We start from the raw sequence: 23,776 nt of genomic DNA on the forward strand, positions 1-23,776 counted from the left end.
ACATCCACCGCGTACAGCTTCCCCGGATGCGCATGGAGCTGCCGCCCGACGCGGTCGAGCACGTCGCCAAGCAGGTCGGTGTGGCCGCGTCCGAACTGGGGTTCTGCGACTTCACCTCGCGTGCCGCGAAACGGCACCGCAGCGAGCTGCGGGATCTGACGGGCTGGCACGAGTGCACGAAGACCGATCTGGTCAAGCTTGTCTCGCACCTGGTGGACGTGGGCTGGCCCGACGAGCGCCGTGAGGAGCAGGTGCGGGCCGAGCTGCTTCGGAAGCGTGGCCGAGGGCGTGTTGTAAGACCTGCCCGTGGCGATGAGGACGGGGCAACGGCTTCGCGAAACGCAAGCGCGCCTCCGTACAGCCGAAGTACGGCCGTGCGGAGGCGTACCCCAGAGCCGCCCGGATCTCATGGCCGCCCGGGTCTCAAGGCCGCTCGGGCTTGCGGGCGAGGAAGGTGGCGAAGGTTCTCTCGGCCCCCTCGGCGGGTTCCTCCACCAGCCGGGCGGTGAGGGCGAGCCCGGCCTGCTTCAGGAGCTCGGCGAGCCGGTCGGGCGGCAGCAGGTAGGACTCGTAGGACACCGGGAGGCCGCCGTACGCCTGCGTGGGACGCAGATGTTGGCCGTCCCCCACGTGCCCGGCCAGCATCAGGCAGCCCCCGGGCGCGAGGGTCCGGTGGAACTCGCCGAACACCACCGGCAGCAGCTCCGGCGGCGTGTGGTGGGTGGAGTAGTACGCGAGGACGCCTCCGAGGGCGTCGTCCGCGAGCGGGAGCGCGGTCATCGAGCCGACGGCGAAGAGCAGGCCGGGGTGGGTGTCGCGGGCCAGCTCGATCATGGCGGGCGACAGGTCCATGCCGAACACGGGCACGTTCCGTTCGGCGAGGTGGGCCGTGACCTTGCCCGGCCCGCACCCCAGGTCGGCGACGGGCCCGAGGCCGGACGTCCGCACCGTCTCCGCGAAGACGTCCAGCATCCCCCGCGACAGCGGGTCCAGCTCCGCCGGGGACCTGACCCGCTCGAAGTAGGCGGAGGCGACGATGTCGTACGACTTCCGGACGGCGGCGAGGTGGGAGACGTCAGGCATGCGGGCGACTGTAACGAAGGCCCCCAGCAACCGACTTCGGGGCGCCGGCCGGGGCCGTCCCGCGACCGCCGGCCGTCACTGCGGAGCGTCGCGCAGGTCCCGTACGTACCAGTCGAACCGGGTGTCGTCGTTGCCGGGCGGCTGCTCGCCGGGGCTGAACCCCGCCCGCCGCGCGACCGCGACGGATGCGCGATTCTCCGGGTCGACCTGGATCACCGCCTCCTCGCCGCCCTCGGTGGCCGCGTAGTGCGACGCCAGCAGGACCGCGCGGGTGGCCAGGCCCCGCCCCCGCCAGGCGGGGTAGAGGCCGTAGGCGACGTTCACCTGGCCGGGGGCCAGGCCCTCCTCCGCGAACCGCAGGTCGACCGTCCCCGCGAGCGTCTCGTCGGAGCCCACCCGGATGCCGAAGGCGCGGAGCGGCCCGCCGGTGTCCCACTGCTCCCGGCAGTGCCGGAAGTACGCTTCGACGCCCTCCCGCGTGCCGGGGCCGCCGTTGAGCCAGCGGACCAGCAGTTCGTCCTCCCCCGCGAGATGCGCCGCCGCATCCTCCGGGCGCAGCGGCGACAGAGTGATGGTCCCGTCGGACAGTCTCACCTCGTGCATCCGGCAATCCTCGACGCCGAAGCCGCTTCGCACCATCAAATTCCGGCGGCGCGGCCGAGAAGCGCCGGAAGCGTGGCGTCGGAAGTGTGGCGCCGGAAGCTTGGCAGAGGAAAGCGCGCCAGCGGAAAGCGTGGCGCCGGAAATCATGCAAGCGTGCTTGATTGTTCCTGCTCCCGCTGCCACGCTCGACGCGACGTCCCCGCAGCAATGGAGAGTGCCCGATGAGCCGGCTCGCCGCCCCCGTCCACGACCGGGGCATCACCACCCTCGCCCTCGACTCACCGGCCAACCGCAACGCGCTCTCCGCGGCCCTGGTCGACGAGCTCGGCACCGCCCTGGACGCGTGCGCGGCCGACGACGCCGTACGGGCCGTCGTCCTCACCCACACCGGCAACACCTTCTGCGCCGGCGCCGACCTCACCGCACCGCCCGACCCGCACGCCCTCGTCGCCCTGATGCGGCGGATCGTCGCCCTGCCCAAACCCGTCGTCGCCCGGGTCACCGGACACGTCCGGGCGGGCGGCCTCGGGCTGCTCGGGGCCTGCGACGTCTCGGCGGCCGGACCCGGCGCCTCGTTCGCCCTCACCGAGTCCCGGCTCGGCCTCGCCCCCGCCGTCATCTCCCTGCCGCTGCTGCCCCGTACCGACCCGCGCGCCGCCACCCGCTACTACCTCACCGGCGAACGCTTCGACGCGGCCGAGGCCGCCCGCATCGGCCTGATCACGCTCGCCGTCGGACCGGGCGAGGACATCGACCAGGCACTCGCCCCCGTGCTGGACGGCCTGCGCAAAGCCTCCCCGCAGGGGCTGAGGGCATCGAAGGAGCTGGTCACGGCTACTGTGCTGGAAAGCTTCGACCAGCACGCCGAAGACCTCATCGCCCGCTCGGCGGCACTCTTCGCCTCCGCCGAAGCCCGGGAAGGAATGACGGCTTTCCTCGAACGACGGGACCCCGCATGGGCGTTGTGATGCCCCCCACCGACCGGACCCCCAAGCAGGACCGCAGCCGCGCCACCCGCCGCAGGCTCCTCGAAGCCGCCGTCTCCTGCCTGGCCGAACACGGCTGGGCGGGCTCCACGGTCTCCGCCGTCGCCGAACGCGCGGGCGTCTCGCGGGGCGCGGCCCAGCACCACTTCCCGACCCGCGAGGACCTGTTCACCGCGGCCGTCGAGTACGTCGCCGAGGAACGCTCCGCCGCCCTGCGCGCCCTGCCCGTCCAGGGCCGCACGGAGGTCGTCGCCGCACTCGTCGACCTGTACACCGGGCCGCTCTTCCGCGCCGCGCTCCAGCTCTGGGTCGCCGCGTCCAACGAACCGCAGCTCCGCCCCCGCGTCACCGAACTCGAAGCCCGCGTCGGCCGCGAGACCCACCGCATCGCCGTCGAACTCCTCGCCGCCGACGAGACGAGGCCCGGCGTGCGCGAAACCGTCCAGGGCCTCCTCGACATGGCCCGCGGCCTGGGCCTGGCCAACGTCCTCACCGACGACACGGCCCGCCGCCGGGGAGTCGTGGCGCAGTGGACGGTCCTGCTGGAACGGGCACTGGACTGAGCCGCGGCAAGTAGGGCTGGCACCAGGGGCGTTGGGGGGAAAGCCGCAGTGATCCCCGGGGTGCCGCGCGACTAGCGTCGATCCGCGTGAGACACGGACAGAGCAGGCGGAGCGAACAGCCCTTCCGCCCGCCCGGTCGTCCCGGCCGCGGTCCCGGTACTGCCGGCCGCCGCCCCCGTACACCGGCAAGCGCATCCCGAACGCCACGCCTGTCACCGGGCTGTTCGGCAGGCGCCCGGTGGCCGCACACGGGCTCGCCGACCCCGAAATGCCGTGTCTCTCCCATGAGCAGCACCGACCAGCCCAGGGAGACAGAGTGACCGCCCCGAACAGCCGCTTGACCGGCTCGACCAGCTCGACGAGTTCGACCAGGGCCATGCGCCGGGCCTCCGCCGCCGGCCTCGCCCTGGCCGCCTGCGCCACCGCGTTCTCCGTGCCGGCCACGGCCGCCGCGTCCCCGACCACCGGCCGCGGGACGAACTCCGCCCCCGCGACCACGGCCACCGTCACCAGTACCGCCACCAGCGCCGCCCTCGACCGTTACTACCGGCAGAACCTCGCCTGGGGAAGCTGTGTCACCGGCCCGGACGACACGGCGGGCCGTGAGCTGGACAAGGCCGGGGCCCAGTGCACGGACGTGACCGTACCGCTCGACTACGCCGAGCCCACCGGCCGCACGATCACCGTGGCCATGTCCCGGCTGAAGGCCACCGACACCCGCCACCGCATAGGCACGATGCTGCTCAACTTCGGCGGCCCCGGCGGCCCGGCCGTCGATGCCCCGCCGCTCGTCCGGAAGGCGCTGAAGAACGTCGGCGCACGCTACGACATCATCGGCTTCGACCCGCGCTTCATCGGCCGCAGCACCCCGCTCGACTGCGGTTGGCCCACCGGCGTCCTCTTCCGCTCGGCCGGGCCCGACCGGGCGGGCTTCGACCGCCAGGTCGCCTTCCAGAAAAGCCTCGCCGACAAGTGCCGGGCCACCAACGCCTCCGTGCTGCCGCACGTCACCACCCGCAACACCGCCCGCGACATGGACGTCATCCGGGGCGCGCTCGGCGAACGGAAGATCTCCTACCTGGGCTACTCGTACGGCACCTACCTGGGCGCCGTCTACGGCCAGATGTTCCCCGGCCGCTACGACCGGACGGTGCTCGACGGGGCGATCTCCCCCCAGGACTACGGCCCCGGGCTGCTGCGCGACGCGGTGGCCGAGAACGAGAAGGCGCTCGCGGACTGGGCCGCCTGGGCCGCCTCCCGGAACTCCACCTACCACTTCGGCCGCACCCGCGACCAGGTCCTCGCCACCGTCGACCGCGTCATCGAGGCGGCCTCCCGCCGGCCGCTGACCCTCGGCACCGGCAGCGACACGTACCGGGTCGACGCCTCCCACGTACCGCTTCTCCTCTTCATGATGCTCTCGGACGACGGCGACGCCTCGCGGGCCGAACTCGCCACGACGGTCTCCGTGCTGTCCGAGGCGGCGAAGGGGAAGCCCACCCGGCCGTCCCCGGCACTCACCGCGAACCTGCGGCACGCCCTGACCGGCGACAACTCGCCGACCGGCAGCGTGCAGGCCGCGATCCTCTGCGGGGACCGGGCCGCACCCCGCAACCCCGAGAGCTACTGGCGGAACATCGAACGCAGCCGCGCCGCCCACCCGCGGTTCGGCCCCCTGACGGAGAACATCACACCCTGCGCCTTCTGGGACCGGCCCCGTGAGAAGCCCACCCAGGTGCGCCACGACATACCGGCGCTGATCGTGGCCGCCACCGGCGACCCGCGCACCACGTACCGCAGCTCCCTCAAGCTGCACGGCGAGCTGCCGAGCTCCAGGCTGATCACCCTCGAGGGCGCCAACCGGCACGGCATCTTCGGCGACTACGGCAACACCTGCGTCGACAACCGGGTCATCCGCTACCTGGCCACCGGGAAGCTGCCCACCAAGGACCTGACCTGCGCCAAGTGACAGGAACGGACGGGCGTCCGGCCCCGGGACACCCCGGGACCGGACGCCCGTCCTCCCGCAGTCCCCCAGTTCGCTGGTTCCCCGGTTCCTCGGCTCCCCGGCTCCTCAGGTCCTCAGTTCCCCAGGTTCGCGAGCTGGTCGTAGCCCGGGATCTCCCGGGGGTCGCGCGAGCCCGGACCGACGTACCGCGCCGAGGGCCGCACCAGCCGCCCCGTCCGCTTCTGTTCCAGGATGTGCGCCGACCAGCCCGCCGTCCGCGCACACGTGAACATCGACGTGAACATGTGCGCCGGAACCTCCGCGAAGTCCAGCATGATCGCCGCCCAGAACTCCACGTTCGTCGCCAGCACCCGGTCCGGGCGCCGCGCGTGCAGCTCCTCCAGCGCGGCCTTCTCCAGCGCCTGCGCCACCTCGAACCGCGGCGCGCCCAGCTCCTCGGCGGTGCGCCGCAGCACCCGCGCCCGCGGGTCCTCCGCCCGGTACACCCGGTGCCCGAAGCCCATCAGCCGCTCGCCCCTGTCCAGGGCCTTCCTCACGTACGCGGTGGCGTCGCCGGTCCGCTCGATCTCCTCGATCATGCCGAGCACCCGGGACGGCGCACCGCCGTGCAACGGCCCCGACATCGCGCCCACCGCACCCGACAGCGCGGCCGCCACGTCGGCGCCGGTCGACGCGATGACCCGGGCGGTGAACGTGGAGGCGTTCATGCCGTGCTCGGCGGCCGAGGTCCAGTACGCGTCGACGGCCTTCACGTGCTTGGGGTCCGGCTCGCCGCGCCAGCGGATCATGAACCGCTCGACCACGGAACCGGCCTTGTCGATCTCGCTCTGCGGAACCATCGGCCGCCCCTGCCCGCGCGCCGACTGGGCGACGTACGACAGCGCCATCACGGCGGCCCGCGCCAGGTCGTTGCGCGCGGTCTCCTCGTCGATGTCGAGCAGCGGCCGCAGCCCCCACACCGGGGCCAGCATCGCCAGCGCGGACTGCACGTCGACCCGGATGTCACCGGAGTGCACCGGGATCGGGAACGGCTCGGCCGGCGGCAGCCCGGGGTTGAACGCCCCGTCGACCAGCAGGCCCCAGACGTTCCCGAACGACACGTGGCCGACGAGATCCTCGATGTCGACGCCCCGGTAACGGAGCGAGCCGCCTTCCTTGTCCGGTTCGGCGATCTCCGTCTCGAACGCGACGACTCCCTCTAGTCCCGGTACGAAGTCGGACATGGCGGCTCCCTCGGTCGACGGCTCTGCGGCGGCCCTGCGGCGGCCTGCCCCAAGATATTGGCGGCTTTCCCCGACCCGGGGGAAGCGTGACATCCGGCACAGGAGGAGCCCCTCCCCGCAGGGGGCGGCTCCTCGTTCCTGTCCACCTGCATACCCCTCCGGTGCCGGGCGGGAACGGGCGCTGCGGCAGGATGATCCCGTGCCCACCGCAGACTCTTCCTCCGATTCCACCACCGATCCGGCCGCGATGCGCGAGCAATACCGCTCCGAGGCCTTCACCGAGGACATGCTGGCCGACGACCCGATGCGGCAGTTCGCCCACTGGTTCCGGCAGGTGGCCGTGGGCGGGATGCTCCACGAGCCCAACGCCATGGTCGTCTCCACCGCCACCCCCCAGGGCCGGCCGTCCTCCCGCACGGTGCTGCTGAAGAAGTACGACGAGCGCGGCTTTGTCTTCTTCACCAACTACGAATCCCGCAAGGGCCGCGAACTGGCCGCCAACCCGTACGTCTCGCTGCTCTTCCCCTGGCACCCGATGGCCCGCCAGGTCATCGTCAACGGCAGGGCGGAACGCGTCGGCCGCGAGGAGACGGTCGCCTACTTCCGCACCCGCCCGCACGGCTCCCAGCTCGGCGCCTGGGCGAGCGCCCAGTCGACGGTGATCGGCACCCGCGAGGAGCTCATCGCCCGCTACGAGGAACTGGCCGCCCGCTACCCGGAGGGCGAGCACGTCCCCGTGCCCCCGCACTGGGGCGGCTACCGCGTCGTCCCCGACACGATCGAGTTCTGGCAGGGCCACCCGAACCGGCTCCACGACCGGCTGCGGTACGTGCGCGAGGGCAAGGACTGGCGCGTCGAGCGCCTGTGCCCGTAAGAGCCCCGGCCCGCCGGAAAACCCTGGCCTGTCGGGAACCCTGGCCCGCCGGGAACCGCTCGGCTCGCCGGAAACCGCTCGGCCACGCAACCATCGGCCACGCAATGCGGGCCGCAAAAGGCCCCGGACACGCAGAAACCCGCAGGCTCTGGTCCCTCCTTGCGGAGGAGCCGGCCGGACTTACCGGCGAGCCTGCGGGTCGGTGACTGCTTGGGATTGGCCGACGACCGGCCTGCACTGCGAAGAGCGCGACAACGGGCGTCAGCCCGCAGCCACCTCACGAGTCCGAGAAGAAATCACTTCCGGAACACCTCCTTTCACGTGTGGCAGCAGCCTAGGAACGCCTTCGGCACTGCACAACCGAATTAATGACGGGGTTGTTTTCCGGGAAGTCGGTGTGCACCGGTTCACCTTCGAGTTCAATGGTCTGACGTGCGGAAATGCCGAATGCGTCCTGCGGGGGGTACGGGGTGAGTGCGTCCACGAGCAGTGGAACGGCCGAGGCGCTGGGGCCTGACGAGGGGCCGGGGGGCGAACCCGGCGCCGAGTTGCTCGCGGCGTTGCTGGACGGGATGGACGCCGCGCTCTGCGCGTTCGACGCGGACGGCACCATCACCCACTGGAACCGCGAGGCCGAGCGGATTCTCGGCTGGTCCGCGGCGGAGGCCGTGGGGCGTCCCGGGTTTGCCGGATGGGCGGTGCGGCGGGCGGACGCGGCGGAGGTGCAGGGGCGGCTGATGGCGGCCATGCACGGGCCGGGCCGCCGGGTCCACGAGTTCGCGCTGTTGCGCAAGGGCGGCGGCCGGGTGCTCGTGCGGACCCAGTCGGCCGGGGTGCGGGGCGCCGACGGACGGCCGGCCGGGGTGTACTGCGCGTTCAGCGAGGTGCACGCGCAGATCGATCTGGAGCGGTCGATCGCGCTGAGCGAGGCGCTGCTGGAGGACGCGTCCTGGGGCGTGGTCCTCGTCGACGCCGACCTGCGTCCCGCGGTCGTCAACGCGCACGCGGCGCGGGCCCTGGGCGTCGGCCGTACGGCGCTGCTGGGGCGTCCGCTCGGGGAGGTCGTGGTGCGGGGCGTGGAGGAGGTGGAGGGCGCGTTGCAGCACGTGCTGGCCGAAGGCGCACCACCGGCGCCCGCCGAGTTGTGGGTGACGCTGCGGACGGCGGAGGGGGAGCGGCGGCGCTGCTGGCGCAGTGGTTTCCTCCGGCTGACGTCGCCGCTGGCCGAGGAGCCGGTCCCGCTGGGGGTCGGCTGGTTGTTCCAGGACGTGACGGCGGAGCGGCTGGCGGCGCAGGAGGCGGACCGGTTGCGGTTCCGGTCGAACCAGTTGCACCGGGCCTCGCGCTCCGCGTCCGAGTGCGAGGACCCGATGGAGGCGGCCACCTCCTACCTGGACTACGCGCTCGCGGGCTTCGCGGACCATGCGCTGGTCGACCTGATGGCGGGGGAGCGGCTGGTGCGGGTGGCGGCGACCCCGTCCGGCGAGCCGGGCCCGTGCCTGCCGGTGGCGGCCGGTTCCCTTCCGCTGCGGTACGCGACGGGGCACCCGGCCCTCCGGGCGGTGGACCGCACGGGGTCGGTGCGGGCCAGCGCGGGGAGCGGGGCGGGGGCCGGGGAGTGGGCGGCCGAGCGGCAGTGGCCGGGGGACGCCGCGCACGCGCTGTGCACGGTGCTGCGGAGCCGGGGGCGCACCCTGGGGGTGGTGACGTTCCTGCGGTCCGGCCACCGGGCGGCCTTCGAACGCCCCGACGCGGCGTACGCGGAGAGCGTGGCGGTACGGGTCGCGGCGGCGGTGGACCTGGCGCAGGTGCTGAAGCCGGGGGGATGAGGGCGTGCCGGGCCCGCCGGGCCCGCCGTGTCGGTCGGCGGACCCGGGCCGGGGTCACTGGTGGTAGAAGATGCGGTCCCGGTACTCCGTCATGACGCGGCCGTTCCACTCGTGGCCGCCGTCCACGTTGCCCGACCGCAGCAGCGGCGGTTCGACGCCCCGCTGCACGAGCTGCTCCGCGGCGGCGGCCATCATCGCCTGCATCACCGCACTGGTGACCACCGTCGATGCGGGGGCGAACGGGGCCTCGATCCCGTCGAGGGTCAGCTCCGCGTCGCCGATCGAGATCTTGCTGTCGAGCACGATGTCGCAGTGGTCCCGCAGGAAGCCGCCCGAGGCGTGCCGGGAGCGGGTGCCGTCCGCGTACGCCACGGACGTGACGCCGATGACCTTGAGGCCGAGCGCGCGGGCGTTCATCGCCATCTCCACCGGGAGCGCGTTGCGTCCGGAGAGCGAGATGATCACGAGGACGTCGCCGGCCTCGGCGGGGCTGGAGTCCAGCACGGCGCTCGCCAGTCCGTCGACCCGCTCCAGCGCGGAGCCGAGGGTGGCGGGCATGACATCGACGCCGACCGTCCCGGGCACGGCCAGCAGGTTCATCAGGGCGAGCCCGCCCGCCCGGTAGACGACGTCCTGGGCGGCGAGCGAGGAGTGCCCGGCGCCGAAGGCGAAGAGCCGGCCGCCCGCCTCGACGGTGTCGGCGATCGCGGCACCGGCGGCCGCGATGTTGCCGGACTCCTCGTCGCGCACCCGCTCGAGCAGGCCGATCGCTGCGTCGAAGAACTGACCGGCCAGCTTGCTGTCGCTCATCGAGGAGGCCCTTTCCGGCAGGGAGACGTTCATGGGGTGTCCATGTCGCGGATCACGTTGCGGTCTGGACCAGTGACCTGTCAATACCGTCCGCCCCGCCCCGCGGCGGCGGTCCTCGACGGGCGGGCACGGTTGTCGGCGGTATGCGTCAGAATTGGAGGAGGGCCAGCGCACAGCGCTTATGACGTTTTCATGTCACAGCATCGAGGGGCACGTATGTCCGGACTGATCGACACCACGGAGATGTATCTCCGCACCATCCTCGAACTCGAAGAGGAAGGCGTGGTCCCCATGCGCGCCCGGATCGCGGAACGGCTGGACCAGAGCGGTCCGACGGTCAGCCAGACGGTGGCGCGCATGGAGCGCGACGGCCTGGTGCAGGTCGCGGGCGACCGGCACCTGGAGCTGACCGGCGAGGGCCGGCGCCTCGCGACCCGTGTCATGCGCAAGCACCGGCTCGCCGAGTGCCTCCTCGTCGACGTGATCGGCCTGGAGTGGGAGCAGGTCCACGCCGAGGCGTGCCGTTGGGAGCACGTGATGAGCGAGGCGGTGGAGCGGCGGGTGCTGGAGCTGCTGCGGCACCCCACGGAGTCCCCGTACGGGAACCCGATCCCGGGCCTGGAGGAGCTGGGCGAGAAGGCGGAGGCCGACCCGTTCCTCGACGAGAGCATGGTGAGCCTGTCGGAGCTGGACCCGGGCAGCGACGGCAAGACGGTGGTCGTGCGCCGGATCGGTGAGCCGATCCAGACGGACGCCCAGCTGATGTACACGCTGCGGCGGGCGGGCGTGCAGCCCGGTTCCGTGGTCAGCGTGACCCCGTCGCCGGGCGGTGTGCTGGTCGGCAGCAGCGGCGAGGCGGCGGAGCTGGACGCGGAGATCGCCTCGCACGTGTTCGTGGCCAAGCGCTGACCGCCGGCCCGTACTTCCCGCACCTGTACTTCCGGGACCTCCGGGGTCTCCCGGTTCCTCCGGTGCTTCGCGTACCTTCCGTACAGTCCGTCGACGAGGCGCCGCGGCCGGAGCACGGCCGTGGCGCCGAGGGACGGTATCCGCTTTCTTTTTCCGTGCGGAACAGCAGCGCCTGGACGGATCACGTGCCAGGCTGTGGCTGAGGCATACCTGAGAGTGTCGGCCGATGGGCCGCGCGGTCGGGGAGGGAGCAGGTGCATGCGCCCGTCGTACCGGTGTGTCCGGCATGTCCGGCACGCGTATCGCAAGGTGGTCGTCCCGCTCCGTGCCGTTCCCGGGCCGGGCGCCCCGGAACCGGCCGTCCATGAGTCGGCCGTCCATGAGCCGGGCGTTCACGAGCCGGGAGTTCGCCTTCGGAGTTCGTGCGCCGTGAGCGCCGTTGCCGGCGGCCTCCCGACGGCAGAGGGCCCCGGCGCCGCGCGGCGCCGGGGCCTGTCCTCCCCTGCTTCGACCTGGAGCCCCGAGCTCTCGAGGTCGGTCCCTACGGGCCCTCATCCCCGAGTGGCCCGCCTCCCGGAGAAGATCTCCCCTCCGTCGAGGGCGTCAATCCTTGGAGCCGGTCACTCGAACGAGGGGTGTTGGGGGCCGGACCCCGGTTTTCGAATACAAGTTCGATAGTCTGGCGTGGCGCGACCACGCGGCGATCGAGTGGCGATCGAGCAGTGATCAAGCGGTGATCGAGGACCTGAAGGAGGTGCCAGGACATATGGTGCGGCGCATCGATGTGACCGGGACCGACGGCGTACGCCTCGCGGCCTGGGAGTTCGCCGATCCGCCCAAGGAGCGCGCGGAGGGCGAGCGCGTTCCCGGGGTCTTATTGCTCCACGGCTTGATGGGCCGGGCCGCGCACTGGGCCTCGACCGCCCGCTGGCTCGCCGAGCGGCACCGGGCCGTCGGGCTCGACCAGCGCGGCCACGGCCGCAGCGAGAAGCCGGCCGACGGCCCGTACACCCGGGAGGCGTACGTCGCCGACGCCGAGGCCGCGATCGAACAGCTCGATCTCGCCCCCGTGACCCTCATCGGGCATTCGATGGGGGCGTTGACGGCCTGGCAGCTCGCCGCGAAGCGCCCCGACCTCGTCCGGGCCCTGGTCATCTGCGACATGCGGGCCTCCGCGCTCGGCGCGGCCTCGCAGCGGGAGTGGGAGGACTGGTTCCGGTCCTGGCCGGTGCCGTTCGCGACGCTCTCCGACGTACGGAAGTGGTTCGGCGAGGACGATCCCCGGGTGGAGCGGCCCAATCCGGCCCGGGGCGAGTTCTTCGCCGAGGTGATGGCCGAGCGGGCGGACGGCTGGCGGCCCGTCTTCTCCCGCCGCCAGATGCTCCAGTCCCGCGCGACGTGGGTGTTCGACGCGCACTGGGAGGAGCTGGCCCAGGTGCGGTGCCCGACCCTGGTGCTCCGCGGCCTCGACGGCGAGCTGGGCCGGGCGGAGGCCCAGGAGATGGTCCGCGTACTGCCGCGCGGGCAGTACGCGGAGGTGGCGGACGCCGGTCATCTCGTCCACTACGACCAGCCCGAGGGCTGGCGCGCGGCGGTCGAGCCCTTCCTGGAGCAGTTCGCCGAGGGCCCTCGCTGCGACCGGGAGCCCGCCATTTCGTGACGGGCGCCGCCTCGTGACGGGGTGCCAGTCCGTGGCAGGTGCCCCGTCACGAGGCAAGAGGCCATCCCGTGACGGGATGCCACAGCGTGCCGGACCGTCGCAGGTCGGCGGCGGTCCGGCACGGTCCCGGAACGCGGGTCCTCAGCCCTTGCTGACCGCCGTCAGGATCTCCGGGAGCCGTTCCGCCGTGCGCGGAGCGGCGATCCGCAGCCCCGCCCAGGAGATCAGCGCCCCGTACGCGGCGCCCACGGGCAGCAGCACCCACAGCCACTGCTGGAGGTCCGCGACGTGCAGCCAGATCAGCGCCCCGATCAGGGGTGCGCAGAGCAGCGTTGCCGAGAGCATGCCGCCGAAGACGGAGATCCAGGCGAGGCCGCCCTGACCCGGCGCCGCGCTCTTGAACCCCTCCTGCGGGACCGAGTACGGGAAGACCGCCGACGCCACCGCGCCCGTCGCCAGCATCCCGCCGAGCAGGGCGATCGAGAGACCCATGGCCTCCGGCAGGGCGTTCCACTCGCCGAGCAGCGCCGCGGTCAGCAGCATCACCACGACCGTGTACGGCAGGGTGATCAGCAGCAACGCCAGCGCCCGCGCCCGCAGTTCGAGGTAGGCGTCCCGGGTGGAGGAGATCGTCAGCAGCACCATCCAGAACGCGGAGGTGTCCTGGCCGAACTGGTTGTACATCTGGATGCCGAGCATCCCGGCGGCGAAACAGGCGATGTAGACCGAGCCGGTGCCCTGGAGCGCGTTGAACAGCGGGACGATCAGCCCGACCGCCAGCGACGTGATCCAGGCGGCCTTCGTCTTCGGATCGCGTGCGATGTACCGCAGGCTGCGCTCCATCACCGTCCCCGTGCGCCCCGCGGGGAGCAGCGCGGAGAGCCGGGAGCCCTCCTTGCCGGCCTTCTCGCGGGCGGTGTCGGCGGCGGCCAGGGTCGAGCCGTCCGGGGCCGTCATCAGCTTCGTCAGGCTCCGCTGCCACAGCCACAGCAGTACGAGCAGCGCCGCCACCGACAGCAGCAACTGCCCGACGGCCTGCCCGTACGAGCCCCGCGACGCCGAGTCCACCGCCCCGATCGCGGAGGCGGGCGGCAGCCAGCGCACCACGTCGGCGACCGGGTCGAGCGCGGCCAGGCCGCCCGTCCGGCCGAGCTGCTGCGCACCGAAGTTGACGACCTGGAAGCCCACGGCGATCACCAGACCGCTGAGCACCGCCAGGTCGCGGCCCTTGCGCGAGGACAGCAGCCGGCTGTTGGTCGTGGCGACCGTCCGGGCCAGCGTCACGCACAGCAGCAGCGCGAGCGGCGCGCCGACCACGGCGAACGCGGCCCCGACCGCCCCGTACGCCACCGCGAAGACCGAACCGGCCACCAGGCAGAGCGTGAACAGCGGTCCGATCCCGACCAGCGAGGCCACCAGCAGCGCCGAGACCAGCGGGCGCGGGCGCAGCGGCAGCATCACCAGACGACTCGGGTCGAGGGTCTCGTCGCCGCTGGGGAAGAACAGCGGCATCACGGCCCAGCCGACCGCCAGCAGCCCGGCCGTCAGGACGACGACGGAGGCGACGTGGTCGTGTCCGCGCAGCATGATCAGGCCGAGCAGCTGGCTCGCGGCGACCAGCAGGGCGAAGACGACGGATGCGATGTACGCGGCCCGCCGGCCGGCCGACTGCCGCAGCCCGTTGCGCAGCAGGGACAGCTTGAGCCGGACGAAGACGGGGACGAGGCCCTTGCCCGCGTCCCGGCGGGGCGGGGTGCCCACGGGGGCGTCGAGCACGCTCATCGGTCGCCGCCCAGCCAGTCGAGGGAGTCGTCGGCGGCGCGGGAGCCGGCGCCGACGAGTTCCAGGAAGGCGTTCTGCAACGAGGACGCCTCGCCGCGCACCTCGGCCAGGGTGCCCTGGGCCCGGATGCGGCCGGCCGCCATGACGGCCACCCAGTCGCAGAGCGACTCGACGAGCTCCATCACATGGCTGGAGAAGACGACGGTCGCCCCCGAGTGGGTGTAGCGCACCAGCACTTCGCGGATGGTCTGCGCCGACACCGGGTCCACGCCCTCGAACGGCTCGTCCAGGAAGAGCACTTCGGGGTTGTGCAGCAGTGCCGCCGCGAGCCCGATCTTCTTCCGCATGCCGGTCGAGTAGTCGACGACCAGCTTGTGCTGGGAGCCCGCCAGGCCGAGCACGTCGAGCAGCTGGGTGGCCCGCTTGTCCACCTCGGCGCCCGGAAGTCCGCGCAGTCGCCCGGTGTACGCGAGGAGTTCGCGGCCCGAGAGGCGTTCGAAGAGCCGCAGCCCCTCCGGGAGGACGCCGATCCTGGCCTTCACCTCGACCGGGTCGCGCCACACGTCGTGGCCGCCGATCTCGATGGTTCCCTCGTCGGGCCGGAGCAGCCCGGTGATCATCGACAGGGTGGTCGTCTTGCCCGCGCCGTTGGGGCCGACCAGGCCGATGAACTTGCCTGCGGGCAGCTCCAGATCGATTCCGGCGACCGCGGTCTGTTCCCCGAACCGCTTCCACAGCCCCCGTACGCGAACGGCGGGCGGAGCCGCACCGGCCTCGCCCGTACCGTCCGTACCGCCCGTGCCGTTCGCCCCGCTCGTCCCCGTCGTTCCGCCGGTCTCGGCGTGGTCACGCATAATGTCCTGCCCTTTCGGTTTCCCCGTGTTCCGGATAAGCCTACGAAAGGGTGTTCTGGGGAAAAGAGGGCGGATCAGCAAAAACGCGCCCTACGGGCGGCGGGTGCGGGCGTCGGCCGCCTCCCGTGCGCAGGCGTAGGCGAGCGGACTGATGAGTTCCTCCGCGTCCGGCAGCCACCGGTTGGCGGGGGTGGGGCGACGGACCCACTGCACCGCGCCGCGCCCGCCGACCCGGGTCGGCGGGGCCGTCACGTAGTGGCCGTCGCCGTGGCCGGCCAGGTCGACGACGGCGGCCCGCCAGCCCAACTTCCTTACGAGCCCGTCCGACTTGGCCGCCGTGCCCGGCAGCACGAAGAAGTGCATCCGCCGGTCGGGGGTGCAGGTGACGGGGCCGAGCGGCAGCTCCATCCGCTCCATCCGGGCCAGGGCGAGGAAACCGGCGGACTCCGGTACGTCGATCGTGTCGAAGGCGCGTCCGGTGGGCAGCAGGATCGACGCCCTCGGGTGCCGGGACCACATCCGGCGGGCGGCGGCGCCGCTCCCGGTCGCCCGGCCGGCCCAGTCGGCTCCGGCGGGGTGCGCGCCGGGGGAGGCGCAGTCGGCGTCGCCGCAGGAGCACCGCTCGGTCCCTCCGTGCGCCTCCAGCCAGGTGCCCGGGCACACGTCCCAGTGCCGCTCCTCCGCGTACCGCACTGCGGCGTCGAGCAGTTGCTCGCCCCGCTGGCCGGGCACTTTCACGGTTCCCGCGGCTTTCACGTCCTGCGTGGCCGCGGCGGGGGGTTCTTCGACTGCGAGGGGATCATCCACGCACAGCACAACTGTGGCCAGCGCCCGGGGTTACGGGCGCGGCGGGCGCGTCCCCGGCGTACCGGCCCCCGGTGCGGGGCGCATGGAGGCATGGGCGGGGGCGCGTGCCGGGCGGGGACCGGCCGGGTGGGTAGCCACATACGGGCGACCGCCGGACAGTCGGCGAACGCCTCCGGAACGGTCGGCCTTTGTCATATGCCGACATGAATGGCAAGGAACGCAACACACCCGACGATCACGATGAATGTGCGCATTTTCCGGGTATCCGCCGGGCAGTGATCCGCCCATGATCACTGCGGCCTCAGGGGGAAACATGGCAGCCAGGCCTCTCGTCGCACGCCAGCCGAACGAACGGCTCCAGGCGCTCATTCAGGAAGCCGGATGCTCCAACGCCGGTCTCGCCCGGCGCGTCAACATGGTCGGTGCGGAACGCGGGCTCGACCTGCGGTACGACAAGACCTCCGTGGCCCGTTGGCTGCGGGGGCAGCAACCACGCGGCAGGGCGCCGGGAATCATCGCCGAGGCGCTCGGCCGCAAGCTCGGCCGGACGGTCACGATCGACGAGATCGGCATGGCCAACGGCAAGAACCTGGCGTCCGGCGTCGGTCTGCAGTTCGCCCCGACCGTGATCGGCGCGATCGAGCAGGTCTGCGAGCTGTGGCGCAGCGACGTCGGCCGCCGCGACTTCCTGTCCGGTTCGGCGGTCGCCTCCTCCGCGCTCGTCGAACCCAGCCGGGACTGGCTGATCACCGGCGCCGACCCGCAGGTGGCCCGGGCGGCCGGTGCCCGGGTCGGGATGCCGGACGTGGAGGCGGTGCGGGCGATGACGGCCGCGCTGGTCGACCTGGACCACCGGTTCGGCAGCGGGCACGTGCGGCCGGTCCTGGTGCACTACCTGAACAGCGTCGTGTCCGGGCTGCTCTCCGGGGCGTACCGCGAATCGGTCGGCCGGCAGCTGTTCGCCGCCGTCGCGCGGCTCACCGAACTCGCCGGGTACATGGCGGTCGACACGGGTCAGCCGGGGCTCGCCCAGCGCTACTACATCCAGGCGCTGCGCCTGGCCCAGGCGGCGGGCGACCGGGCGTACGGCGGCTACGTGCTGGCCGCGTCGATGAGCCACCTCGCCGCGCAGCTCGGCAACCCGAGGGAGATCGCCCAGCTGGCGCGGGCCGCGCAGGAGGGCGCGCGCGGGCGGGTGACGCCGAGGGCGGAGGCGATGTTCCACGCGGCGGAGGCGCGCGGGCACGCCCTGCTCGGCGACGTCCGCACCTGCCAGGCGGTGATGGGCCGGGCGGTGACGGCCCTGGAGCACGCCGAACCGGACTCGGGCGACGACCCCGACTGGATCGCCCACTTCGACCACGCCTATCTCGCCGACGAGTTGGCGCACTGTCACCGCGACCTCGGCCAGGCGGAGGCGGCGGCGCGCCGGGCGAAGGAGTGCCTGGACGGCCTCCCGGAGTCCCGGGCCCGCCGCCGGGGCATCGGCCTGGTGCTGCTGGCCACGGCCCAGGTCCAGATGCGCGAGGTGGAGCAGGCGTGCCACACGGGCACCCGGGCGATGGAGCTGCTGGGTTCGTTGCGCTCCAGCCGGGGAGCGGAGTATCTGGACGACCTCCAGCAGCGGTTGATCCCGTACGGGGACGAGTCGGCGGTACGGGAGTTCGGGGCGCGGCTGGAACTCCAGGCGGCGTGACGGGGCCCGGCCGGGGACGACGGTACCGGCCGGGGTTCCGGTACGTATTCCTCCGGTAGGTCTCCCTCCGGTACGGGCGCCGGGCGGGAAGCCGGTACGGAGTCCGGGCTCGGGCCCGTCACCGGGGAATACGGGGCCGTCCCCTTAACTGCGTCCGGGGAGCGCCGGGTGTTACACCTCCTGTGAAGGGGTGGTGAGTGACCTCATGCGCTTGGCGAACGGCGGCAGCCACCCGATAGCGTGAGCCGACGGTTCCGTAGGTTCACACGTAGGAGTCCCGGTGACGCAGAGCGGACAGGGTGACGAGCAGCAGCTCCCTGCTGTACGGCCCGCGCACGAAGGTGTCGTGCTGCCCGCGGGTGGCGGAGAGCCCTGGATACCAGGGGGGCCGGCGGACCAGGCGGCCCCGGCGGGCGGCCAGCCGTGGGGGCAGCCCTGGGGGCCGCAGGCGGCGCACCCGGACGCCTCGTCCCAGCAGCCTCAGCAGCAGTCCCAGCCCTACCAGCCCCAGCCCCATCAGCAGCCTCAGCAGCAGGCGCATGGGCAGGGGCAGGGGGCGTACGGGCAGGCGCAGTACGGAGCGGGGCAGCAGCCGCCCCCGGGCTACGGGCAGCAGCAGCCCGTACAGCAGCCGCAGCCCGCACAGCAGTACGGGCAGATGCCCCAGGCCCAGCCCCACTCCCAGGCGCCGGCCCAGCCCCACGCACCGCAGCCGCCGCACGTACAACCTCCGCACGCCCAGGCGCCGCAGCCGCAGCAGTCCCAGCCGCTGCCGCCCATGCAGTCCCAGCCGTCCCAGCAGCAGCCGCAGCAGCCGCAGTCGTTCGCGCAGCCGCTGCCGCCGGAGGCCGTGCCCGGTGGACCCGGTGGACCCGGTGGTGTTCCGGGCGGGGACGAGGCGGCCACGCAGTACATCGCGCCGGTTCCCGCAGGGCCCGCCCCGGGCGGGCTGCCGCCGCAGCAGCCTCCGCAGCAGCAGTACCAGCAACAGCAACAACAGCCCGGCCAGGGTTCCGACGCCGAGGCGACCCAGTACATCCCGCCGGTCCCCGGGGGCACCCCGTACGGCATCAGGCCCGGGGCCCCGGGCGACCGGCAGCCGCCCGCCGAGTTCGACAACCTGTTCCGCAACGACGAACCGGCCGGCTCCACCCAGCAGATGCCCCTGCCCGACCCCGCGCGGCAGCCTCAGCATCACCAGCAACCTCAGCACCACCAGTACGCGGGGGACCGGCAGCCCCCGAACCGGCCCGTGGCCGAGGACCCGTACGAGCCGCAGCCGCGCAAGAGGCGGGCGCACGTCACGCTCATCGCGGCGGTCGTGGCCGGTTGCGCCGTCGTCGGTCTCGGCGCGGGCGCGCTGCTGAGCGGCGGCGACAAGGGCGACGAGGGCAAGGAGCCGGTCGGCTCGGCGAGCACGCCCGCCGTCGAGCAGTCCGCCTCGCCCGAGGCCGAGGTCGATCCGGCGAAGCCGCAGGCCGAGGCGCTCGACAAGCTGCTGGCCGACAGCAACAACAGCCGTGCCGCGGTCATCGGGGCGGTCGAGAAGACCAAGAAGTGCACGGATCTGGACCAGGCCGTGGCCGATCTCAAGGACGCCGCCCAGCAGCGCCGCGATCTGGTGACCCGGCTCCAGGAGCTGAGCATCGACAAGCTGCCGAACAACGCCCAGCTGACCGCCTCCCTCACCAAGGCGTGGCAGGCGTCCGCCTCAGCCGACGACCACTACGCCGCGTGGGCCGCGCAGGCCAAGCACGGCAAGAAGGTGTGCAAGCACGGGAAGGCGCGCACGACGGCCGAGACGCAGAAGGCCACCGTGCAGAGCGGCGAAGCGAGCCGGGCCAAGCAACAGGCGGCCGGGCTGTGGAACTCGATCGCGTCGAAGTACGGGCTGACCCGGCGGACGGCGACGCAGCTCTGAGGCGCGGCCCCGGAGCGCGGCTCCGGGGCACGGCCCCGACGGAACGGAAAGCGGGGGCGGGCGGTCCGGAACAGGCCGGGACGAGACAGAAGCAGGATGGCCCGCCCGGCAGACGGCCCGCCCGGCGGGCAACCCGGGCCCGGGGTCAGTTCCTGGCGCTCGCGTCCGACAGCGTCTTCGCGACGTCCACGAAGCCCTGCTTGTCCGCGACGAGCCGCCCGTCGCGCACCACCTGGAACGACACCTTGGTGTTGACGATCCGCGGGTACGCGGACGAGCCCAGCATGTCCTCCATGTTCCAGCGCAGCGCCGGGGTGAGGCCGTCGGTCCCGACCGGGGTGCCCCGGTCGAGGGTGGAGGAGAGCTTCCAGGAGGTGATCTTGGAGGAGTCGGCCGCCTTCACGATCTCGTTCAGCACCGTGTACGCGATCCAGGTGGTCTGGACGCCCGTGTCGTCCGGGTCGATCCGGTTGTCGCCGAAGGCGTGCTCGCGGATCACCTTCCGCATCCCGTCCCAGCGCTCGTCGCCCGAGTCCGGGTACCAGCCGGTGACGTAGGCCCCCTCGAACGGGCTGTTCCGGCCGCCGGTGCTGTCGATCAGCGGCTGGTCGACGCTGCCGAGCACGGAGGAGATCCGGACCTTCCCGTACGAGGGTTCCAGCCGCCGGAAGGAGTCGAAGAAGGTCTCCGTGCTCTTCCCGAGCACGGCCGTGACGCAGCCGCCGGACGTCCCCGCCGCCCGGAGCGCCGACTCGGCGGCCCCGTCGTAGGAGGTGGCCGACTCCAGCGCCTTGACGTCGGTGGGCGCGGACCGGCCGGCCTCGGTGAGGCCGGTCCTGAGCAGCCACGCCTGGCCGTCGCCGGCCAGGGTGTCGGGCCGCACCACGGCCACCCGCTCGCAGTCGCGGCCCAGCTGACGGGCGTTGCCCGCGAGCAGGGCCGACTGGCCGCCGTTGACGGGGTACGAGTTGTAGCTGCTGAACTCCTCGTCGGAGGCGCCGTAACCGCCGATGTAGGGGATCTGGGCGGTCTCCAGCGGCGCCATGAAGGCCGTCCCGTGCCGGCTGTACGAGCCGACGACCGCCACGACCCCCTCCTCGATGGCCTTCCGGGCGCAGTTGGCCGCGCCGATCGAGGTGTCCTTCTCGTCGCAGGTGAGGACCCGCAGCTCGTGGCCGTCCAGCCCGCCGTTCTCGTTGGCCCAGTCGGCGTAGGTACGGGCCATGGCGGTCACGCCCCCCATGTCGGGCGTGCCCGGCCCGTCCCCGGACGGCGCCCAGGTCATGACGGTGACGGGCTCCCTGGAGCCCCCCGTGGCCCCAGGGAGTACGCCGCAGCCGGTGACCAGCAACGCCCCGACCGCCGCCGTACTCGTGAGGAACGTGCAGGGGCGGGGGGAGGTGGGGCGTCGCCGTCCGGTCATGGATACGAACGATTCCCGCCGCGGGGTAACGCCGCAGTGTGTGCCGGTCAACGCTCGGTGACGTCCGGGTGAATTGCGGGGGTCCGCGGGGGAGGCGGAAAAGGGAACGTACGATCGATGACCGTGCAGCAAGGTTCGGAGAACACTTCACGTCGCGGCCGTCGCTCCTCCACCATGGGCGGCATGCCGCTGAATGACATGCCTTGGTGGCGCTGGCGCAGCAACGTGCGCTCGGCGCTGCACATGCTCTCCGACCCGGTCTTCCACCACGAGTGCTGGCTGGCCGGCCGGGAGGGGTACGGCGACGTCACCGACGCCGTGTACCGCCTGGTCGAGGACACCTGGCTGGACAACTGGTCCGCCGAGAAGTACGTCGGGACGATATTCCGCGACGCCGGCGAGGCCGCCCTCGTCGACGTCGCCGTGCTCCGGGTGCTGCGCATCATGCACCAGGTCGGAGCGGACGCGCCGGTCTCGGCGTACCTGGAGCACCACGGCTGGCCGGAGGCGGTACGGGCCGCCCGCGAGGCCCACGTGCTGCTCGCCGGCAACGACGGCGAGGACCCCGACACGCCCCCGCGCTCCCTGGACGTGCTCCGCATTCTGACCAGATCGGCCTGATCCCGGACCGATGTGGCACGCTACGGGAATGACCGAGTCCACGCCCGCCGCCACCGCTCCGGACCAGTACGTCCTCACCCTTTCCTGCCCCGACAAGCAGGGCATCGTGCACGCCGTGTCGAGCTACCTCTTCATGACCGGCTGCAACATCGAGGACAGCCAGCAGTTCGGCGACCACGACACGGGCCTGTTCTTCATGCGGGTCCACTTCTCGGCGGAGAGCCCGGTGACCGTGGAGAAGCTGCGGGCGAGCTTCGCGGCGATCGGCGACTCCTTCCGGATGGAGTGGCAGATCCACCGCTCCTCGGAGCGGATGCGGGTCGTGCTGATGGTCAGCAAGTTCGGGCACTGCCTCAACGACCTGCTGTTCCGGTCCCGGATCGGCGCGCTGCCGATCGACATCGTGGCCGTCGTCTCCAACCACACGGACTTCGCGGAGCTCGTCGCTTCGTACGACATCCCCTTCCGGCACATCCCGGTGACCAGGGAGACCAAGGCCGCCGCGGAGGCGCAGCTGCTGGAGCTGGTCCGCGAGGAGAACGTCGAGCTGGTCGTCCTCGCCCGCTACATGCAGGTGCTCTCGGACGACCTCTGCAAGCAGCTGAGCGGCCGGATCATCAACATCCACCACTCCTTCCTGCCGAGCTTCAAGGGCGCGAAGCCGTACCACCAGGCGCACGCCCGCGGCGTGAAGCTGATCGGCGCCACCGCGCACTACGTGACCGCCGACCTCGACGAGGGCCCGATCATCGAGCAGGAGGTCGAGCGGGTGGACCACGGGGTCACGCCGGACCAGCTGGTGGCCATCGGGCGCGACGTGGAGTGCCAGGCGCTGGCACGGGCGGTGAAGTGGCACGCGGAGCGCCGCATCCTGCTCAACGGCCGGCGCACGGTGGTCTTCTCTTGACTTCCGCTCCCCGCCCTAAAAGGCGGGGATTCCTACCACGGTCGGCTGACCGTCTCGGTGGGTTCCTGCTTCACCGCGCTGTGCCGGTACGGGTACCGGTCCTACCTGCGCTCGACAGGCTGACACCGCCAGTCCGGCGGCCTTGGCGACGTTGACCGCCGCGTTGATGTCGCGATCGAGGACGGACCCGCACGCCCCGCACTCCCAGGTGCGGACGTGGAGGGGCTTGGGCCCGTCCTTGACGCCGCACACGCAGCAGACCTGTGAGGTCGGCTCGAACCGCCCGATGCGGTGGAAGGACCGGCCGAACTTCGCGGCCTTGTACTCCAGCATCGCGACGAACGCGGACCATCCGGCGTCGTGGACGGACTTGGCCAGGCGTGTACGGGCGAGTCCCTTGACCGCCAGGTCCTCCACGGCAATCGCTTGGTTCTCGCGAATGATCCGTGTGGAGAGCTGGTGGTGGAACTCGCGCCGTGCGTCGGCGACCTGCGCGTGAGCACGGGCGACCTTGACGCGGGCCTTGGTCCTGTTGTTGCTTCCCCTGGCCTTGCGGCTCAGGCGCTTCTGTTCGCGCTTGAGCTTCTTCTCGGCCCGGCGCAGGAAGCGCGGGGCGTCGGTCTTCGTGCCGTCGGAAAGGACGGCGAAGTGCCCGAGACCGAGGTCGATGCCGACGACCGGCTCCACGTCGGGCAGCGTCTCGGGTTCGGTCTCGACGACGAAGGACGCGAAGTACCTGCCGGCCGCATCCCTGATCACGGTCACTGCGGACGGGACCGAGGGCAGGCTGCGGGACCACTTCACCCGCACGTCGCCGATCTTCGGCAATGACAGGTCCCCGCCGGTGGTGATCTTCCAGCGGGCGTTGGCGGTGAACCGTACGGCCTGCCGGTTGTCCTTGCGGGACTTGAAGCGGGGTGCGCCCATGCGCGGGCGCTTGCCCTTCAGCCCGTCGAAGAAGTTCCGGTACGCCGTGTCCAGGTCCCTCAGGGACTGTTGCAGCACCACGGCGGACACCTCGCCGAGCCAGGCGCGCTCGTCGGTCTTCTTCGCCTCGGTGATCAGCAGCCTGGACAGGTCCCCGGTCCTGGGGAACGCCCCGCCTGCGGCACGGGCGGTCTCGCGAGCGCGCAACGCGTCGTTGAACACGACGCGGGCGCACCCGAACGCCTGGGCCAGCGCGGAGCGCTGAGGACCGTTCGGGTACAGGCGGAAGCCGTACCTCAACTGCACACCGATCAGCGTACTACGGTTGG

Annotated in this window: 21 protein-coding genes; 12 read left to right on the plus strand and 9 right to left on the minus strand. The window is 72.4% G+C overall.

Annotated elements, in window-relative coordinates; translation table 11 throughout:
* Nucleotides 1-32: 32 nt before the first annotated feature.
* Nucleotides 33-509 carry a DUF4158 domain-containing protein gene (locus tag OCT49_RS40135; protein WP_502963483.1) on the plus strand — a complete coding sequence of 159 codons (477 nt, stop codon included), beginning with the start codon at nt 33-35 and terminating at the stop codon, nt 507-509.
* On the opposite strand, the gene OCT49_RS19980 is transcribed toward OCT49_RS40135, so the two are convergent.
* Nucleotides 424-1,083, minus strand: coding sequence for a class I SAM-dependent methyltransferase (locus OCT49_RS19980; protein ID WP_283853223.1), 660 nt, complete (start codon nt 1,081-1,083; stop codon nt 424-426). The two genes, OCT49_RS40135 and OCT49_RS19980, sit on opposite strands and share 86 nt — an antisense overlap.
* A 75-nt stretch (nt 1,084-1,158) precedes the next feature.
* The gene (locus OCT49_RS19985; RefSeq protein WP_283853224.1) at nt 1,159-1,686 is read right to left on the minus strand and encodes a GNAT family N-acetyltransferase; all 528 of its coding nucleotides are present in this window, start codon (nt 1,684-1,686) and stop codon (nt 1,159-1,161) included.
* Nucleotides 1,687-1,907: 221 nt separating this feature from the next.
* Between OCT49_RS19985 and OCT49_RS19990 the strand changes: the two genes are divergently transcribed.
* The 3 genes from OCT49_RS19990 to OCT49_RS20000 all read left to right on the plus strand — a co-directional run bounded on the left by OCT49_RS19990 (nt 1,908) and on the right by OCT49_RS20000 (nt 5,204).
* Nucleotides 1,908-2,654 carry an enoyl-CoA hydratase family protein gene (locus OCT49_RS19990; protein WP_283853225.1) on the plus strand — a complete coding sequence of 249 codons (747 nt, stop codon included), beginning with the start codon at nt 1,908-1,910 and terminating at the stop codon, nt 2,652-2,654.
* Entirely contained in the window at nt 2,642-3,235 is a 594-nt protein-coding gene (locus tag OCT49_RS19995) for a TetR/AcrR family transcriptional regulator (RefSeq protein WP_283853226.1), read from the plus strand. The genes OCT49_RS19990 and OCT49_RS19995 overlap by 13 nt, the downstream gene beginning before the upstream one ends.
* Before the next feature lie 376 nt (nt 3,236-3,611).
* Complete coding sequence (locus OCT49_RS20000; protein ID WP_283855867.1) at nt 3,612-5,204, plus strand: alpha/beta hydrolase; 1,593 nt, start codon at nt 3,612-3,614, stop codon at nt 5,202-5,204.
* A gap of 113 nt (nt 5,205-5,317) precedes the next feature.
* Here OCT49_RS20000 and OCT49_RS20005 read toward each other — a convergent pair whose 3' ends face one another.
* On the minus strand, nt 5,318-6,427 hold the full coding sequence (locus OCT49_RS20005; protein ID WP_283853227.1) for a citrate synthase 2: 1,110 nt from the start codon (nt 6,425-6,427) through the stop codon (nt 5,318-5,320).
* A gap of 247 nt (nt 6,428-6,674) precedes the next feature.
* On the opposite strand from OCT49_RS20005, the gene pdxH reads away from it, so the two are divergent.
* Together pdxH and OCT49_RS20015 are read left to right on the plus strand one after the other, a co-directional pair.
* Nucleotides 6,675-7,301 (plus strand): pyridoxamine 5'-phosphate oxidase, encoded by a 627-nt coding sequence (pdxH, locus tag OCT49_RS20010; protein ID WP_283855868.1) that lies wholly within the window; start codon nt 6,675-6,677, stop codon nt 7,299-7,301.
* Between the two features lie 470 nt (nt 7,302-7,771).
* The gene (locus OCT49_RS20015) at nt 7,772-9,130 is read left to right on the plus strand and encodes a PAS domain-containing protein (protein WP_283853228.1); all 1,359 of its coding nucleotides are present in this window, start codon (nt 7,772-7,774) and stop codon (nt 9,128-9,130) included.
* A 54-nt stretch (nt 9,131-9,184) separates the two neighbouring features.
* Here OCT49_RS20015 and OCT49_RS20020 read toward each other — a convergent pair whose 3' ends face one another.
* Entirely contained in the window at nt 9,185-9,940 is a 756-nt protein-coding gene (locus OCT49_RS20020; protein WP_283855869.1) for an SIS domain-containing protein, read from the minus strand.
* 216 nt (nt 9,941-10,156) lie between these two features.
* On the opposite strand from OCT49_RS20020, the gene OCT49_RS20025 reads away from it, so the two are divergent.
* The gene (locus OCT49_RS20025) at nt 10,157-10,849 is read left to right on the plus strand and encodes an iron-dependent transcriptional repressor DtxR (protein ID WP_283853229.1); all 693 of its coding nucleotides are present in this window, start codon (nt 10,157-10,159) and stop codon (nt 10,847-10,849) included.
* A 766-nt stretch (nt 10,850-11,615) separates the two neighbouring features.
* A complete protein-coding gene (locus OCT49_RS20030; RefSeq protein WP_283853230.1) occupies nt 11,616-12,509 on the plus strand; it encodes an alpha/beta fold hydrolase in 894 nt (297 codons plus the stop codon).
* A gap of 141 nt (nt 12,510-12,650) precedes the next feature.
* On the opposite strand, the gene OCT49_RS20035 is transcribed toward OCT49_RS20030, so the two are convergent.
* The 3 genes from OCT49_RS20035 to OCT49_RS20045 form a co-directional block, all read right to left on the minus strand.
* Nucleotides 12,651-14,291 carry a transporter gene (locus OCT49_RS20035; protein ID WP_283853231.1) on the minus strand — a complete coding sequence of 547 codons (1,641 nt, stop codon included), beginning with the start codon at nt 14,289-14,291 and terminating at the stop codon, nt 12,651-12,653.
* A complete protein-coding gene (locus OCT49_RS20040; RefSeq protein ID WP_283853232.1) occupies nt 14,288-15,145 on the minus strand; it encodes an ABC transporter ATP-binding protein in 858 nt (285 codons plus the stop codon). The genes OCT49_RS20035 and OCT49_RS20040 overlap by 4 nt, the downstream gene beginning before the upstream one ends.
* Before the next feature lie 90 nt (nt 15,146-15,235).
* The gene (locus tag OCT49_RS20045) at nt 15,236-15,901 is read right to left on the minus strand and encodes a bifunctional DNA primase/polymerase (protein WP_283855870.1); all 666 of its coding nucleotides are present in this window, start codon (nt 15,899-15,901) and stop codon (nt 15,236-15,238) included.
* A gap of 364 nt (nt 15,902-16,265) precedes the next feature.
* Here OCT49_RS20045 and OCT49_RS20050 point away from each other — a divergent pair, with 364 nt between their 5' ends.
* The gene (locus OCT49_RS20050) at nt 16,266-17,648 is read left to right on the plus strand and encodes an NsdA family TPR-like regulatory protein (protein ID WP_283853233.1); all 1,383 of its coding nucleotides are present in this window, start codon (nt 16,266-16,268) and stop codon (nt 17,646-17,648) included.
* 280 nt (nt 17,649-17,928) lie between these two features.
* Nucleotides 17,929-19,569: a hypothetical protein gene (locus OCT49_RS20055; RefSeq protein WP_283853234.1), complete on the plus strand. Its 1,641-nt coding sequence runs from the start codon at nt 17,929-17,931 to the stop codon at nt 19,567-19,569.
* Between the two features lie 145 nt (nt 19,570-19,714).
* Here OCT49_RS20055 and OCT49_RS20060 read toward each other — a convergent pair whose 3' ends face one another.
* On the minus strand, nt 19,715-20,992 hold the full coding sequence (locus tag OCT49_RS20060; RefSeq protein ID WP_283853235.1) for an ABC transporter substrate-binding protein: 1,278 nt from the start codon (nt 20,990-20,992) through the stop codon (nt 19,715-19,717).
* A gap of 174 nt (nt 20,993-21,166) precedes the next feature.
* On the opposite strand from OCT49_RS20060, the gene OCT49_RS20065 reads away from it, so the two are divergent.
* Together OCT49_RS20065 and purU are read left to right on the plus strand one after the other, a co-directional pair.
* Nucleotides 21,167-21,613, plus strand: a complete 447-nt coding sequence (locus OCT49_RS20065; protein ID WP_283855871.1) for an SCO4402 family protein — start codon at nt 21,167-21,169, stop codon at nt 21,611-21,613.
* A gap of 28 nt (nt 21,614-21,641) precedes the next feature.
* Entirely contained in the window at nt 21,642-22,520 is an 879-nt protein-coding gene (purU, locus tag OCT49_RS20070) for a formyltetrahydrofolate deformylase (RefSeq protein ID WP_283853236.1), read from the plus strand.
* 15 nt (nt 22,521-22,535) lie between these two features.
* Here purU and OCT49_RS20075 read toward each other — a convergent pair whose 3' ends face one another.
* Nucleotides 22,536-23,753 carry an RNA-guided endonuclease InsQ/TnpB family protein gene (locus OCT49_RS20075; RefSeq protein WP_283853237.1) on the minus strand — a complete coding sequence of 406 codons (1,218 nt, stop codon included), beginning with the start codon at nt 23,751-23,753 and terminating at the stop codon, nt 22,536-22,538.
* Nucleotides 23,754-23,776 lie beyond the last annotated feature (23 nt).

This window comes from Streptomyces sp. ML-6 (assembly GCF_030116705.1).
GTDB lineage: Bacteria > Actinomycetota > Actinomycetes > Streptomycetales > Streptomycetaceae > Streptomyces.

What these genes read in the sequence shown, in the direction of transcription:
- OCT49_RS40135 (WP_502963483.1), top strand. Translation starts at nt 33, where the DNA reads ATGGAGCTGCCGCCCGACGCGGTCGAGCACGTCGCCAAGCAGGTCGGT.
- OCT49_RS19980 (WP_283853223.1), bottom strand. Translation starts at nt 1,083, where the DNA reads ATGCCTGACGTCTCCCACCTCGCCGCCGTCCGGAAGTCGTACGACATC.
- OCT49_RS19985 (WP_283853224.1), bottom strand. Translation starts at nt 1,686, where the DNA reads ATGCACGAGGTGAGACTGTCCGACGGGACCATCACTCTGTCGCCGCTG.
- OCT49_RS19990 (WP_283853225.1), top strand. Translation starts at nt 1,908, where the DNA reads ATGAGCCGGCTCGCCGCCCCCGTCCACGACCGGGGCATCACCACCCTC.
- OCT49_RS19995 (WP_283853226.1), top strand. Translation starts at nt 2,642, where the DNA reads ATGGGCGTTGTGATGCCCCCCACCGACCGGACCCCCAAGCAGGACCGC.
- OCT49_RS20000 (WP_283855867.1), top strand. Translation starts at nt 3,612, where the DNA reads ATGCGCCGGGCCTCCGCCGCCGGCCTCGCCCTGGCCGCCTGCGCCACC.
- OCT49_RS20005 (WP_283853227.1), bottom strand. Translation starts at nt 6,427, where the DNA reads ATGTCCGACTTCGTACCGGGACTAGAGGGAGTCGTCGCGTTCGAGACG.
- pdxH (WP_283855868.1), top strand. Translation starts at nt 6,675, where the DNA reads ATGCGCGAGCAATACCGCTCCGAGGCCTTCACCGAGGACATGCTGGCC.
- OCT49_RS20020 (WP_283855869.1), bottom strand. Translation starts at nt 9,940, where the DNA reads ATGAGCGACAGCAAGCTGGCCGGTCAGTTCTTCGACGCAGCGATCGGC.
- OCT49_RS20025 (WP_283853229.1), top strand. Translation starts at nt 10,157, where the DNA reads ATGTCCGGACTGATCGACACCACGGAGATGTATCTCCGCACCATCCTC.
- OCT49_RS20030 (WP_283853230.1), top strand. Translation starts at nt 11,616, where the DNA reads ATGGTGCGGCGCATCGATGTGACCGGGACCGACGGCGTACGCCTCGCG.
- OCT49_RS20035 (WP_283853231.1), bottom strand. Translation starts at nt 14,291, where the DNA reads ATGAGCGTGCTCGACGCCCCCGTGGGCACCCCGCCCCGCCGGGACGCG.
- OCT49_RS20040 (WP_283853232.1), bottom strand. Translation starts at nt 15,145, where the DNA reads ATGCGTGACCACGCCGAGACCGGCGGAACGACGGGGACGAGCGGGGCG.
- OCT49_RS20050 (WP_283853233.1), top strand. Translation starts at nt 16,266, where the DNA reads ATGGCAGCCAGGCCTCTCGTCGCACGCCAGCCGAACGAACGGCTCCAG.
- OCT49_RS20060 (WP_283853235.1), bottom strand. Translation starts at nt 20,992, where the DNA reads ATGACCGGACGGCGACGCCCCACCTCCCCCCGCCCCTGCACGTTCCTC.
- OCT49_RS20065 (WP_283855871.1), top strand. Translation starts at nt 21,167, where the DNA reads ATGGGCGGCATGCCGCTGAATGACATGCCTTGGTGGCGCTGGCGCAGC.
- purU (WP_283853236.1), top strand. Translation starts at nt 21,642, where the DNA reads ATGACCGAGTCCACGCCCGCCGCCACCGCTCCGGACCAGTACGTCCTC.